We start from the raw sequence: 14,278 nt of genomic DNA on the forward strand, positions 1-14,278 counted from the left end.
GTGACCGCAGAAGGATTCGAACCCTCACTGTCGGAGCCGAAATCCGAAGTTCTATCCATTAAACTATGCAGCCTGATTCATGAGCAGTAACACGGATTGAAGAACAGCCTGCTGCTTATGATTTCGACTGCGAAAATAATGATTTTTTTACAATTTTCCCTAATAATAAAGGCTTAATTCTAAAAAAACCTTTTGCCTTCATTACCGTAAATACAGACCGGGATTGCTGTAACAGAAAAACCAAGTCCTCAAACATTTACAAATCAAACAATTATAAAACACAGCCATTACACAGCTTAATCCATAACCTTTTGCTGATACCTTCCTTATTTCAGTGTTCCAGAAAACAAAAACCTTACATCCGGAAATGTAAGGTTCTGTATTTTTAAATTTCTTTACAGCTTAGAAAGTGATCTTCACCCCTCCCAGGATCTGCGCTCCCAATACTTTATAGCCTTTATACGTCTGGTATTTAGAACTCAGCAGATTGTTTCCGAGAGCGAAAACACTGAAGTTTTTATGGATTTTATATTCTGCAGAAAGATTCAGATCAGCATAACCGCCTACTTTATCATTTCTGTTTTCCGCAGACTGGAACACCATTCCCGATGGAGCCGCTACCCCTTCAAAAGCGAATGAATTGGTGGTTCTGTCGCTGGCAAAGATCCCTTTAAATCCAAGAAGAAGCTTTTTGTCCAGCATGGTATATTTGGCTCCGATACTTGCATTTACTAACGGAACATTGTAAATATCCTCATAGTTTTTAAGATCGTATTTGGTAAAACGTACTTCACCGTCCAGGATCAGGTTTTCAAGCGGGAAATACTGTACGCTTCCTTTGATGTCACTTACATTTCCGTCATCGTAAACAGCAGAGAATGTATTGGCAAAATCATAGGCAGAACGGTTCATCGAATACGTATTATTGAAAAGGTTATTCGCCTGGAAGAACATAATATCCCTCATCTTTCCGTAACCGGCCGAGAAGTCGTATTTGAACGTTTCGTCGATGTCTCCTCTCAATCCTACATAAAAATGATATTTCGTTTCTGTTGGCTTTAAAAACTGATCAGAAAGGATGAACGGATTTGCCTGTAACATATCTCCATATGTATTCAGCTTCAGACCTCCGTCTACCCCACCATAGAATTTGAATTCTTTGGCAGCTGCAAACTGGAATTCAGCCTGCGGGAACCAGTAGGTCTTGTTATTTTTCTGCTGCGCAAAGTAATCGTTTGAATTTTTAGAGTTCAGGAAAGCAAATGAAGATCCCAGAGTTAAATAAGAATCTCCTTTTCTGAATGTCACTTTCGGAAGTAAATTGGTATTGACAAAATTCGATGAATTCTTATCTTCAATTCCGAAATCTGTTTTTACCGCTTCCAGGCCTACTCCAAGATCCGCATTCAGATTGATGCCTGATTTACCGATTTCCACTGCATGCTTGGAAAGATTCGCCAAAATAGATACCTGGTTTTCCTGGGCATCGAAATGGTCTTTCAGGAAAGATGATTTTACTCTGATGTCATTCAGAATCTCATTTGAATAAAAATCATAATAACCGTTTACCTTAAACTGGTTCACTTTCTGCTTCAGATCTACTCCGGCATCCGGCTGAAGGGCATAAATTCCGTAGTAATTATAATTGTTCAGACCATATTCAGCATTAATGTTGAATTTTCCTTTCTCCCCGTAAGAGTTAAGGAATGCCCCCAATGTAGCTGAACTCTGCTTAGATCTCCAGTCGTAATCTTTCTTCAGGCCGTTGGTAGAAAGAACATGCACATCTGCTCCTACTTCTATTTTGTTCTCAAGGGTTTTGGAAATATTGGCATCCGCAAGGATTTTTCCGTAGTTCCCCATCCCGAACTGGAAGTAATTGTTTTGGGCTGTTCCTTCAAATTTCGGAGCCACATCTTCCCCCTGAATCGTAGAAGTTTTAAAATCTGAAACCGCAGGCACATCCGTAATCGTATATTTTACAGGATTCTGGGACTTCTCTTCCGGCGGGTAATTCTTAATGGTTTCCACGGAAGTCTTCTTCTTCTCGATCTTCTTTACTTCCGGTTCTCTTTTCTTATTAAGAATCAGTTTCTCTTCTTTGATCTGGGAGAACGCTACCGACGAAATTCCCAGGAATAATATAGATAATAATTGAATTTTTCTGTTCATTACTATGAGTGTATTTATGTGTTCCTGTAAAGCCTTTCAACAGCTGTTACATGAACAGGATACTGCATTTTTACTTTTTAATCTGCTTTTTAACCTCTTTTGCTTCTGCAACGATCTCAGGGAAATCCTTATAATTGTTAATAATCTGGTCGCAGGTATAGCTCGCCTGATAATTATCCTTCAGGCCGATATAGTTCTTCGCCATCAACACCAAAGCTTTTGCGCCCCATAATTCTTCCGATGCATAATTATTGGCAAGTTTAAAGATCGTTTCATTTGATGATTTGAATGCCTTTCCTTTATTTTGATAATAAGCTTTGGCATACAGTGCTTCCGCAGCTACCGAAGTATTGGATGATTTTTCAAGAGAAGTATAAGCAGCCTGGGCATCTTTGTCTTTTCCGGAATTCATCAGGCTTCTCGCCTTGATCACTTTTGCCGTTTCAATCACCGCAGCAGAGTTCTTGGAATTGGCAATCACTGCATTGGCCAGCTTTTCAGCTTCAGAGAAATTCTTTTCTTCCGCATACAGCTTCATCAGCTCAACATTGGCGTAGTTTTTAATGCCGACATCTGAAGAGTTCTTAATTCCCTCAAGATACTTCTTAGCCTCAGCAGTATTGCCCTGAGCGATAAAAATCTGAGCTAAACGGGTTTGTGCATCATCCTGGTAATCATTCTGAGTTCCAGCAACTTCCTGAAGCACAAGTAAAGCTTTTGTTGAATTATTGGTCTGATAATAACTTTCCCCTAATTCATACTTCGCCTGGTACAGTCCCTCACCGGTAGGATTCTGGGTCAGGTACTTCTCGTAATAAGAAATTGCATTTTTATAATCTTTCTTCGTGAAATACTGTTTTCCCGTAGAAAGGTTGATTTCATCGATTTCAGAAGCGTCCACATTCACTCCGATATTTCTGGCGAAATTCTCGTATCCTGAAACGTCTCCGTTCTTCGTGAAAATAGGTTTGGCTGCCTGAACGATCTTGTTAGCGTACGCTGTATTTTTATACTGCTCTCCGAGTGATTTCAGTTCAGAAAGGGCTTTATCATTCTGGTTCTGATCGATATAATTCTGTGCCCTGTAAATAGAAGCATTCGCAATAAGGTCCTTATCAGAAGAAGTTTTGATCACCTTTCCGAAATAATCGTTGGAATTGGCGTAATCATCCTGAGCCGCATATGCTGTCCCTATTTCGTACTGGGCATCATCATAATATTCAGAACCCGGATATTTGGATAAAAGAGTCTTCATATTCGTGATCTTAGCCTGGGTATCGCCTTTAAATCCTAAAGCCATAGCCTTCTGATACAGGGTATAATCCGTAGCATCTTCATTTTTATCATAAATGGCAATCGCCTCGTTCAGATCGTTGTTGGCATAATGAATATCAGCAAGACGGAGTTCCGCATCGTTTTTGAATTCCGGTTTCGGATTGCTCAGATACTGTTTGAAATAAGTGGCTGCCTGATCAAATTTTTTAGATTTAAAATAAGCATATCCTAAATCATATGACAGCTGCTGCTTTTCAGGGAAATTTTCGTTAAGCAGCTTTTCGTAGCGGACAATGGCAGACGGGTAGTTTCCTTTCTGGTAATACACCTGCCCCAGCCAGTAAAGTGCCCTGTTATAAAATTCTTTATTGATGCTGAATCCTAAACTTCTGAGGAAATACTTTTCAGCTTCATCATAGTTTCCTTTGTTGAATTCTTCCGTTCCCAAAAGGTAAGAAACTTCCTGATCCACTTTGTTGATCTCCGGAGTAGAACTCTGTAATTTATCAATAGCGTTCAGGGTTTCCTGGTAGTTTCCGGAATACAGGTAGGATTTCACAAGAAGAGATCTCATTTCCGGAGCATTCGCATCATTCTGGTTGTTGTTGATATAGCTCTGAATTACCGCAGAAGGACTTTCAAACGGGTTTCCGATATCGTAGCTGAGTTTGGCGTACTGTTCGTGGGCCAGTTTTTTCACTTTCGCATCATAATCCATCTGGTAAGAAGAACGGAATGCGGAAAGGGCTTCCTGCTTTTTATCTACCGCCAGGTAAGCATTTCCCAACTGATAGTAAGCATTCTGAGCCAGCGCGGAATTGCTGTTAAGAAGCTGGTTATAATAGGAAACCGCTTCATCATATTTTTTCAGCTGAGCCGCCACGAATCCCATTTCATACAGGTCATTTTCAGACGGGTTCTGCTGTACGCTTAGATAGTCTTTCAGATGCGGATAAGCCGAAGTATAGTCATTTTTCATGAAATAGCTCTCCCCGATGATCTTATGAACCTCTGCTTTATAAGACGCAGAAATATTTTCGTTCAGCAATGCATTTCCTTCTGTAATAGCCTGATCGTAATTCTTATCGTTATAGTACATCTGCACATAATAAGGACGGACAAGCTTAGAAAATTTCGGATCATCCTTCACAGAGTCAAAATACTGGAAAGCCCGGTCATTCTGCCTGTTTGAGTAGTAAAGATGTCCCAGCATATAGGCAATGTCTCCTTTCTGCGACTGATCCGCAGATTTATAAGCCTCTTCCAGAGCATCGGTAGCCCCTTTGGAATCTCCGGTCATGAATTTGGCATACCCCAGTTTCAGGATATACTGTGTATTTTCTTCTTTTGAAAGCTGATACTGGTTCACCTTTTTGAGGGTCTCCAGTGCTTTGTCAAAATCTTTTTTAGCCAGATAATAGTCTGCTAAAGGAAGATTGGCCTGAGCAAAATAGGCAGAATTCGGATATTCTTTCATGAAAGCCGTTAATCCTTCCTCAGCATGATTTTTCTGAAGGATCACCCCGATCACATTATCAAAAAACTGCGCCGCCTCCTTTTTTGAACGGGACAGGTTCTGATTGTAGAAGTACTGTCTTGCATATTCATACTGGGAGGCGTTGTATACTTTGGTCTGATAAAGATTTTCAGCTAGATTGAATCTGTAATTTTCTTTCTGTGTAAAATATTGAGACTGTTGAGCTTCGGAAATTCCGAAATAAAGAACCGCAGCCGAGAGGAGTATTTTTTTTGAATTCATTCTTTTTTGAATAAAAAAATTAGTCTATTATATCAACGAAAATATTAAAAACTTATTGTTTAAGCAAGTTTTAGCAGATTTAATCTTTTAAAATTACCATTATGCCGCTCATAAAACCATTTCACCAAATCATGATAAAATTTCTTACTTTAGCCTGCAAAAAACATAAACAATACGGGTATCAGTGATCAAAAAAATATTCTGATCCGACACTCTTTCAACAGCAGCTAAAAACATACCATTACATGAAATTTAAGATACTTTTAGCATTAATTTTTATAAATCTGAAGCATTCTCAGAAGTTTTACTTTCCCAGACTGCAGCAAACGATTCGTTTATTTTAGAAAAACAGATCTCCGGTATGTGGAAATACCTGTTTACAAAGATTAAAGAGGTTTGACCGTCCATTTTTTTATCTAAATATTGTTAATGACTGTTAACATCAAAATAAAAAATCGTTACATTTGCTTTTTTTCAAATCAAATATAGTTATTGAATGAATCAACTTTTCAGAAGAAAAATCTACTCGGATACAGACACCTCTACTGGTCTTTTAAGGGTATTGGGAGTATGGGACATCGTATTTTTTGGTATTGCGGCCATCATAGGTGCAGGAAGTTTCAGCAGCTTGGGTGAAGCCGTTTTCAGAGGCGGTCCCGGTGTTATCCTTCTATATTTGATATGTGGGTTTGCCTGCGGATTCACAGCCTTATGCTATGCTGAATTTGCCAGCAGAATTCCTACTGCCGGTTCTGCGTATACGTATGCCTACGCCAGTTTCGGGGAACTTATTGCATGGATTATCGGCTGGGCTCTTATCATGGAATATTCATTCGGAAATATTTATGTAGCTTTCTCATGGTCTGATTATTTTACCAGCTTTTTGGAACGTCTCGGAATGCATATTCCAGATTATCTTACCTGCAGCTATACGGAAGCCCGAAAAGCCTTTCAGAACGGTTCTGAAAACAAAGAACTGCTGAATGCCTGGAAATCTGCTCCTCTGATCGGAAACCTTAAATTTATTGTGGACGTACCGGCTTTGGTGATCAATGGCCTGATTACATGGCTTTGCTACGTCGGTGTAAAGGAAAGTAAAAACTTCAACAATTCCCTTGTTATCTTAAAACTGGCCGTTATTGTACTGGTAATCCTTGTGGGTGCTTCTTATGTAAGCATTGAAAACTGGACACCCGTAAGCCCCACAACAGGAACTCCATCCCTGATGCCTAACGGATTTGCCGGAGTGATGAGTGCCGTTTCCGGAGTATTTTTCGCTTACATCGGGTTTGATGCTTTAAGCGTGCTTTCCGAGGAAACCAAAGATCCACAAAAGACACTGCCAAAAGGAATGATTATTTCCCTGGTTCTGTGTACTGTTATTTATATTGCCCTTACCCTGGTTCTGACAGGAATGGTAGATTACAGGAAGTTTGACGGAGTCGGAGATCCTCTTTCTTTTATATTTGAAAAGACCAACGCCAATGTAGCATGGATGGAGCTTATCGTTTCTTTCGTTGCCATTGTAGCCATTACCACGGTGCTTCTGGTATTCCAGATGGGACAGCCGAGAATCTGGTATGCAATGAGCCGTGACGGACTGATGCCTCAGCGGTTCCAGAAAGTGCATCCTAAATATAAAACACCTTCTTATGCTACGGTCATCACCGGAATTGTGGTTGGGATTCCTATTTTATTTACCGATAAAACATTTATCCTTGATTTTACCAGTATAGGAACTATTTTCGCGTTTGTCTTGGTTTGCGCAGGAGTACTGCTGCTTCCGGCCAAAGAGAAAATCAAAGGAAGATTCCACCTTCCGTATGTGAACGGAAAGATTATTTTCCCGGTAATCTTCATTGGCGGCCTGATAGGCTTTTATTGCTGGCAGCCGGAATTTTTTGATCATCTTATGGACTGGAAAGATCCTAAAGAAGGTGAATTCAGAGCTTCGATCTTTTTCTTTATCCTGATCAATCTTATTCTGTGTATCGTAACATTTATCAAGAATCTTTCCCTGATCCCGCTGATCGGTTTAAGTTCCTGTTTATATCTTCTTACCGGAATGAGCCACGATAACTGGTTCTGGTTCGGATTATGGTTTGCCATAGGAATGGTTATCTATTTCGGATACGGCTACAGAAACAGTAAGCTTGGGAAAGAAATAAAATAAATAATACCATAAAAAATGAAAGGGCGAAATGCAGATCTGCGTTTCGCCCTTTTACTTTTTAAGATGTTTCAAAATCGGCAGAATTATTGCTTTAAGCAAATGAATAACATCAAACTACATCACCATGTCAGGAAGAATAAAAACATATAGCGAATTTTATCAGTTCTACCTTACCGAGCACAGCAAAATGGGAACAAGGATTTTTCACTTTATCGGAACCTTACTTGTCTTTGTTGTTATCTGGTATGTTATCAGCTCAGGAAAAGAACGATTTTTGTGGTACATCCCGATTTTTGGATACGGTTTTGCGTGGTTCAGTCATGCTGTTATTGAAAAAAACAAACCGGCTACTTTTAAATATCCATTGTGGTCGTTACTGTCAGACTTCAGACTGTTTTTTGAGCTATTGATTGGGAAACAGAAATTCACAGGCATTGAAACCAAACCGAAAGAACCTCAGGAACTATAATTATAGCTGACTGTATTGATTTAATGAAGTAAACTCTTTTCAGGTGCTCATTTTATCCGTAAAGAAAACCAACCAAAAAAATCTGCTCAATCCGCCAGATCTGCGAGATTTTAAAACCATAAATCTGTGAAATTTGTATAATTTGTGGATGCTTTTTTGAAAACGCAAAGTTTAAGCTTCTTTGTGCAGATTTCAGGGAGCTAAGTACAGAATCAACTTCGTTGATCCGACGAAGCGTTGGATTGGCCTCCGGCTACTTTAATTTTTAAAAAAAACCTGAAAACTTGCTGAAAACCTTTGATTTTCTTGCGCCTTAAAAGCAGCATAACACTCTAAAAAAACCTTGTGCCATTTGCGTTAAACCAACGAAGAATCTGCTCAATCCGCCAGATCTGTGAGATTTAAAAACCATAAATCTGTGAAATTTGCACAATTTGTGGATGCTTTTTTGAAAACGCAAAGTTTCAGCTTCTTTGTGCAGATTTCAGGGAGCTAAGTACAGAATCAACTTCGTTGATCCGACGAAGCGTTGGATTAGCCTCCGGCTATTTTAATCTTTAAAAAACACCTGAAAACTTGCTGAAAATCTTGGATTTTCTTGCGCCTTAAAAGCAGCATAACGCTCTAAAAATCTTGCGTCCCTGCGATTCTCCAACCAAAAAAAAATCTGCTCTATCTGCAAGATCTGCGAGATTTAAAAACCATAAATCTGTGAAATTTGCACAATTTGTGGATGCTTTTTTGAAAACGCAAAGTTTAAGCTTCTTTGTGCAGATTTCAGGGAGCTAAGTACAGAATCAACTTCGTTGATCCGATGAAGCATTGGATTAGCCTCCGGCTATTCTAATGCTAAAAAAAACCTGAAAACTTGCTGAAAATCTTGGATTTTCTTGCGCCTTAAAAGCAGCATAATGCTCTAAAAATCTTGCGTCCCTGCGATTCTCCAACCAAAAAAAATCTGCTCAATCTGCATGATCTGCGAGATTTTAAAACCATAAATCTGTGAAATTTGCACAATTTGTGGACGCTTTTTTGAAAACGCAAAGTTTAAGCTTCTTTGTGCAGATTTCAGGGAGCTAAGTACAGAATCAGCTTCGTTGATCCGATGAAGCGTTGGATTAGCCTCCGGCTATTTTAATGCTAAAAAAAACACCTGAAAACTTGCTGAAAATCTTGAATTTTCTTGCGCCTTAAAAGCAGCATAACGCTCTAAAAATCTTACCTCTTGCGATTCTCCAACCAAAAAAATCTGCTCTATCTGCAAGATCTGCGAGAATCTAAAAACCTTCCCCCCACTTCATTGCGCTAATAAAGAAAGTTATGTTATCTTAAGAAGAAACTTTAAAAAGATGAATCACTGCCAGTTTCTTTTGACTTATCCTCTTTAGACTTTTTCCATAGTTTGGCGAAACAGTACCCTATCACCGGAAGCATGAAAGACAGGGTTAACGGAAGAATAAAATCAAGTCCGGTATCGTCAAGAGCAATGATTAAAGGATAAAGATAGCCGTTGTAGGCAATAAACAGCGCGGTAAAAATGAAGCTGTTTCCGCTGCCTGCTGACAGGATATTAAAACTACCCCCAAACCTGTCAAATATTCCTGAGCAGAGGAACAAAAAAGCATTGACAAAGAATATCCACAATACAGATCTGTAAGTCATATTTTTTTTGCCGTTACAGTATCCGGCATATACCAGCAGAATGCCTAAGATTCCGGAAATGATATAATCGAGAGCCACTCTGTCGTCTCCCATTCCGCCTCCGGCAGGTCTCATGAAAAAATAGATGGAAAATACAAGCAGATTGATAAGATAGGTAACCGTAACGTTATTCATACTTACAAAATTTAATGCTTATGATCAGTATAGCTTTTCAAGAATATCATAATGAACGGTATTCATTATTTTTTCGGCTAAAGCGTCTCTTTCAACTTTAACAGGTTCCGGGATATATGAGGATAATGTTATGGTTTTATCTTTATTTAAAATAACAACGGATTCTTCCAAAATCTGATCTCCAACATAAAACTGAATTCTGTTGTCAGTTATTTTCCAGAAAGAAAGTCTTGGCTCACCGGGAATACAATTACCGGAACTTCCTTCGATATAATTATATACTGCAAACCCGTCTTCTCTGATGGAATAATTCCTCATCAAACGGCAGTCATCAAAATCTTTAACGACTTTCTTTCCATCTTCATAAAACCCTGCTTCTTTCAGTTTCCAGAACCCAATGACATCTTCTTTTTTTAATTTTTGCGCATTACACATATATCCTGCCGTAAAAAGCAAAACAGCGGTCCAAATTCTATTCTTCATTGATCTTTTTTGTTTTGGTAAAACGAAGATACAATAATATTGCAGTGTGATGAGTTAAGAATATCTGAATTATGATAAATTCCGGGATTCCGGCACCCCGGCAAATTTCGCTCTGTCCTTCCATATTCCGCCGGATGTTATGTAATTCTGTATAATCATTTCTTTTGATTGAAATATCAGGAACATTCAAATTAAAATATTAAAAATTAATAATCCGAAAAAAATAAACGGGAAAATTCCGGCACGGTAATTGTCAATTAGGCTTTTAAAATAAGTTTATGAAAAGTATCACAACCATTCTGAAAGCAGCAGTTCCTGCCATCGCATTATTTACCATGACACAATGTACAACAACTTCCAACGCATCCGGGGCCGATGAAAAAACCTTCATCGTGGGTCCTGAAACAGCAGACTGTACCGGAGTAGCTCCAATGAAATGTCTTCAGGTAAAAGAAAAAGCTTCCGAAAACTGGACTAATTTCTACACCAACATCGAAGGCTTCACCTATGAGCCAGGATATGAATATGTCTTAAAAGTAAAAACAGAAAAAATCGCCAACCCTCCGGCTGACGGATCTTCTATAAAATACACACTGATAAAACAGGTTTCCAAAACGAAAAAGAACACTGCTGATGCAGGTGAAAAAACATTAATTGTCGGTGCTCAAACCGTAGACTGTTCAGCAGGTGCAGGACGTATGAAATGTATGCAGGTAAAAGAAAGCACTTCAGGAAACTGGACTAATTTCTATAACCAGATTGAAGGGTTCACCTATGAGCCAGGATATGAGTATGTTCTGAGAGTGAAAACTGAAAATATCGCCAACCCTCCGGCTGATGCTTCTTCTATAAAATATACGCTGATAGAACAGGTTTCTAAAACGAAAAAATAAACAAAACGCCCGGCTTCGCCGGGCGTTTTGTTTATTTTTTCCATTAAGAATTTTTCTGAGGCGGGTCCGGGTATTTTCCTTTGGTAGCTTCTCCTACGCTGTTGGCAGTAGTCATTGCCACTACCAGATCATTCAGCATATTGCTTGCTGCGGTTGGTGAGTTCGGAAGAAGGACCAGGTTACTGCGGTTACTTGCTCCTACGGAATGTAAGGTATCGTAGTGCTGTGTAACGACGATCAGGGCTGATGCTTCATGAGAATTGATGTCCACATTGTTCAGCATACGCACGGATTCTTCTAGACCTTTCGCAATTTCTCTTCTCTGGTCTGCAATCCCCTGTCCCTGTAATTTTTTAGATTCTGCTTCGGCTTTGGCTACGGCCACAATTCTGATTCTCTGGGCTTCAGATTCATATTCTGCTGCTGTTTTCTCTCTTTCTGCGGCGTTGATTCTGTTCATGGCATGTTTTACCTGCTCATCCGGATCAATATCGGTTACCAGAGCTTTGATAATATCATAGCCGTAACTGTTCATCGCTTCCTGAAGTTCACTTTTTACGGCTACCGCAATATCATCTTTTCTTACAAAGACATCATCCAGCTTCAGCTTGGGAACTTCGGCGCGCACTACGTCAAATACAAAAGAGGTGATCTGGTTTTCCGGATTTTCCAGACGATAGTATGCATCTCCTACCTGATTTCTGATCACCTGATACTGAACGGAAATTTTCATTTTGATGAATACATTGTCCAGCGTTTTAGTATCAATCATAACGTCCAGCTGCTGGATTCTAAGGTTTAACCTTTTGGCAATCTGATCAATTACCGGAATTTTAAGATGCAGCCCGGAATGTCTAACAGTCTGAAATTTTCCAAAACGTTCAATAATGGCCGCCGTTTCCTGTTTAACCACAAAAAAGGAAGCAAATAAAATAATCAGTCCGAAAAAAATAATGGGCGCTAAAAAAAGACTCATAATTTAATTTTTAAGTATTAGTTCTGATAAAGATAAACTAATTTTAGCTTTAAATCAGCTATATTTACCACGAATAACTTTAAGCTATACCATGAAAATTATTATGTTAACCCTGCTGTTGGCAATTTCCGGTTTACAGGCCCAGCAACATCAGCCTTATTACCCACATCTGGATAACCTGTTTCTGAATAATAAGGACGAGGGATATAATTATTTTGTTTATAATAAGCCTAATCTGATCGCAGAACTATTAAGGATCAGGCAAAAAACATACTACAACAATTACTCTTCCAGCAGCAGCCCCACTGGTGTGAGTTCATTTACCGGTCTGGAAATCATTCCGCTTCAGCAAAATATTGAAAACTTTTTTTCTACGGGAATCACCTTACAGCTGTTGGGTGATAAAAAAACACATATTCATCTCACTTATACCGAAGCTTTTGGAAAGAAAGAAGGCAACCAGAGAACCAACAGGGACTTTGACAGTCTTGAATCGACCCTGAATGTTTACAGTCAGAATAAAACAGCACTCTCATTTCCTCTGCAGATGCTGGCACCTCTTGTAACCAACAAAGATCTGAAAGCAGAATTTTTTATCTCGGAAATAGAAACATTTATCGATCAGGACAAAAAGGTAATTTTTATTGCAACAGGAAAATTCTCTAAAGCCTTTTATCTGAAAGACAGCAAAGTAAACAGTTTACTGATCAAAAAATTGGTTTTTGAGTTTATCAACGATGAATTGTCGGTCAAAGCCATTTACCCGGTTTCAGCCGAGTATGTAAGGCCATATGAATATTCCCCGGAATCCCAGACGGCTATCCCCATTCTGAAAATACCTTTTCAGCTTTAATTAAACGGTCATTCCGATATCAATACCCTTGATTTTTCTGTAAAGGTCAGTGGCAAAATTATCGGTCATCCCCGAAACGAAATCAATCACACCGAGAACTTTCTGGTAATCGGTTCCGTCTTCGTATACAAATTGTCTTGGTAAAAGTTTCAGTGCTTTTTTATCATAAGACTTTCTTTCTTCTGCGGGTTTCAGGATGGAGGGGATAAAATGATCAAGAAGCTCATACATCACATTGTAGCCGGCATTTTCTATTTCCACTACCGCCTTATGGTTGTAGATCTTTTCTATGGAGAAAGATTCAATATCGTGTAATGCCCTGTTCTCAGCTTTATAAATATCAAGAAGGGCTTTATCAAGATTTCCTTCCAGAATGGTTTCGAAATTACTTTTGTATATTTCAAGCGATTTATTGATCAAAGCATTAATCGCTTTCGCTCTCAGGTAGGAAATTTTTTCATTTTCATTGGAAATGGAGGCCAGCTTGTTCTTCACCCGTTCCATATCGTTACTTTCTGATTTTACCAGTTCAAAAAACAGGTTTTCGCAGTCAGCCGTTGATACAATCCCCAGCCTGTGGGCATCTTCCATATCGATGATATTATAACAGATGTCGTCTGCTGCTTCCACCAGCCATACAAAAGGGTGTCTTTTGAAAATATAAGGTTCCGAGCATTCCGTGATCAGCTGGGTTCCTTTGGCAATTTCCAGAAACAGATCTTTTTCATTCTGGAAAAATCCGAATTTCTTCCGGTGTATAATTCCTTTTTTCTTGGCCACGGCTTCACAGGGATATTTTGCAATACTGGCCAGTGTAGAGAAAGTAAGCTGTATTCCTCCGTCATCTTTTCCCTGCTGGCGTTGGGCCAGAACTCTTATGGCGTTGGCATTTCCTTCAAAATTAACGAGATCTGCCCATTCTTTTTCATTGAATTTCGGTTTCAGGTCTTTTTCATTTCTTTCAAAATAGCTCGCAATGGCATCTTCACCCGAATGTCCGAAAGCAGGATTTCCCACATCATGGCATAAGCAGGCTGCGGCGATTACGTTTCCTAAATTATGGAGATAAAAATTTCTGGAATCTTCTTCAAGCTCGTTTTTATAGGTTTCGGAAATAAATTCTCCGATAATACTTCCTAAACTTCTTCCTACCGATGAAACTTCCAGTGAATGAGTCAGCCTGTTGTGTACAAAAACACTTCCGGGAAGAGGAAAAACCTGGGTTTTATTCTGTAATCTTCTGAAGGCAGAAGAGAAAATAATACGGTCGAAATCTCTCTGAAAATCAGTTCTTGAAGCTTTGGTATGCGGGTTGTTTCCTGTACGCTGATTGGTAAAAATCTGGTTTAAGTTCATCATTTTTCAAAATTACTCCAAATTTTATTTTTA

Annotated in this window: 10 protein-coding genes and 1 tRNA gene; 4 read left to right on the plus strand and 7 right to left on the minus strand. The window is 39.1% G+C overall.

Annotated elements, in window-relative coordinates:
- Window position 1: 1 nt before the first annotated feature.
- The 3 genes from AC106S_RS03150 to AC106S_RS03160 all read right to left on the minus strand — a co-directional run bounded on the left by AC106S_RS03150 (window position 2) and on the right by AC106S_RS03160 (window position 5,206).
- A tRNA-Arg gene (locus tag AC106S_RS03150) sits at window positions 2-73 on the minus strand.
- 329 nt (window positions 74-402) lie between these two features.
- The gene (locus tag AC106S_RS03155; RefSeq protein WP_482437680.1) at window positions 403-2,172 is read right to left on the minus strand and encodes a TonB-dependent receptor; all 1,770 of its coding nucleotides are present in this window, start codon (window positions 2,170-2,172) and stop codon (window positions 403-405) included.
- A gap of 70 nt (window positions 2,173-2,242) precedes the next feature.
- On the minus strand, window positions 2,243-5,206 hold the full coding sequence (locus AC106S_RS03160; RefSeq protein ID WP_482437681.1) for a tetratricopeptide repeat protein: 2,964 nt from the start codon (window positions 5,204-5,206) through the stop codon (window positions 2,243-2,245).
- A 496-nt stretch (window positions 5,207-5,702) separates the two neighbouring features.
- On the opposite strand from AC106S_RS03160, the gene AC106S_RS03165 reads away from it, so the two are divergent.
- Together AC106S_RS03165 and AC106S_RS03170 are read left to right on the plus strand one after the other, a co-directional pair.
- Window positions 5,703-7,379 (plus strand): APC family permease, encoded by a 1,677-nt coding sequence (locus AC106S_RS03165; protein WP_482437682.1) that lies wholly within the window; start codon window positions 5,703-5,705, stop codon window positions 7,377-7,379.
- 124 nt (window positions 7,380-7,503) lie between these two features.
- Window positions 7,504-7,848 carry an Mpo1-like protein gene (locus tag AC106S_RS03170; protein WP_482437683.1) on the plus strand — a complete coding sequence of 115 codons (345 nt, stop codon included), beginning with the start codon at window positions 7,504-7,506 and terminating at the stop codon, window positions 7,846-7,848.
- A 1,341-nt stretch (window positions 7,849-9,189) separates the two neighbouring features.
- Here the strand turns inward: AC106S_RS03170 and AC106S_RS03175 are convergent.
- Together AC106S_RS03175 and AC106S_RS03180 are read right to left on the minus strand one after the other, a co-directional pair.
- The gene (locus AC106S_RS03175; protein ID WP_482437684.1) at window positions 9,190-9,684 is read right to left on the minus strand and encodes a hypothetical protein; all 495 of its coding nucleotides are present in this window, start codon (window positions 9,682-9,684) and stop codon (window positions 9,190-9,192) included.
- A 24-nt stretch (window positions 9,685-9,708) separates the two neighbouring features.
- On the minus strand, window positions 9,709-10,167 hold the full coding sequence (locus tag AC106S_RS03180; RefSeq protein WP_482437685.1) for a lipocalin-like domain-containing protein: 459 nt from the start codon (window positions 10,165-10,167) through the stop codon (window positions 9,709-9,711).
- Between the two features lie 278 nt (window positions 10,168-10,445).
- On the opposite strand from AC106S_RS03180, the gene AC106S_RS03185 reads away from it, so the two are divergent.
- Entirely contained in the window at window positions 10,446-11,060 is a 615-nt protein-coding gene (locus tag AC106S_RS03185) for a DUF4377 domain-containing protein (RefSeq protein WP_482437686.1), read from the plus strand.
- 43 nt (window positions 11,061-11,103) lie between these two features.
- Here AC106S_RS03185 and AC106S_RS03190 read toward each other — a convergent pair whose 3' ends face one another.
- A complete protein-coding gene (locus AC106S_RS03190) occupies window positions 11,104-12,036 on the minus strand; it encodes an SPFH domain-containing protein (RefSeq protein WP_482437687.1) in 933 nt (310 codons plus the stop codon).
- A gap of 91 nt (window positions 12,037-12,127) precedes the next feature.
- Between AC106S_RS03190 and AC106S_RS03195 the strand changes: the two genes are divergently transcribed.
- Window positions 12,128-12,889: a hypothetical protein gene (locus AC106S_RS03195; protein ID WP_482437688.1), complete on the plus strand. Its 762-nt coding sequence runs from the start codon at window positions 12,128-12,130 to the stop codon at window positions 12,887-12,889.
- Here the strand turns inward: AC106S_RS03195 and AC106S_RS03200 are convergent, their stop codons facing one another.
- Window positions 12,890-14,245 carry a deoxyguanosinetriphosphate triphosphohydrolase gene (locus AC106S_RS03200; protein ID WP_482438413.1) on the minus strand — a complete coding sequence of 452 codons (1,356 nt, stop codon included), beginning with the start codon at window positions 14,243-14,245 and terminating at the stop codon, window positions 12,890-12,892.
- Window positions 14,246-14,278 lie beyond the last annotated feature (33 nt).

The sequence above is a fragment of the Chryseobacterium sp. FR054 genome (genome assembly GCF_056844565.1).

What these genes read in the sequence shown, in the direction of transcription:
- AC106S_RS03155 (WP_482437680.1), bottom strand. Translation starts at nt 2,172, where the DNA reads ATGAACAGAAAAATTCAATTATTATCTATATTATTCCTGGGAATTTCG.
- AC106S_RS03160 (WP_482437681.1), bottom strand. Translation starts at nt 5,206, where the DNA reads ATGAATTCAAAAAAAATACTCCTCTCGGCTGCGGTTCTTTATTTCGGA.
- AC106S_RS03165 (WP_482437682.1), top strand. Translation starts at nt 5,703, where the DNA reads ATGAATCAACTTTTCAGAAGAAAAATCTACTCGGATACAGACACCTCT.
- AC106S_RS03170 (WP_482437683.1), top strand. Translation starts at nt 7,504, where the DNA reads ATGTCAGGAAGAATAAAAACATATAGCGAATTTTATCAGTTCTACCTT.
- AC106S_RS03175 (WP_482437684.1), bottom strand. Translation starts at nt 9,684, where the DNA reads ATGAATAACGTTACGGTTACCTATCTTATCAATCTGCTTGTATTTTCC.
- AC106S_RS03180 (WP_482437685.1), bottom strand. Translation starts at nt 10,167, where the DNA reads ATGAAGAATAGAATTTGGACCGCTGTTTTGCTTTTTACGGCAGGATAT.
- AC106S_RS03185 (WP_482437686.1), top strand. Translation starts at nt 10,446, where the DNA reads ATGAAAAGTATCACAACCATTCTGAAAGCAGCAGTTCCTGCCATCGCA.
- AC106S_RS03190 (WP_482437687.1), bottom strand. Translation starts at nt 12,036, where the DNA reads ATGAGTCTTTTTTTAGCGCCCATTATTTTTTTCGGACTGATTATTTTA.
- AC106S_RS03195 (WP_482437688.1), top strand. Translation starts at nt 12,128, where the DNA reads ATGAAAATTATTATGTTAACCCTGCTGTTGGCAATTTCCGGTTTACAG.
- AC106S_RS03200 (WP_482438413.1), bottom strand. Translation starts at nt 14,245, where the DNA reads ATGAACTTAAACCAGATTTTTACCAATCAGCGTACAGGAAACAACCCG.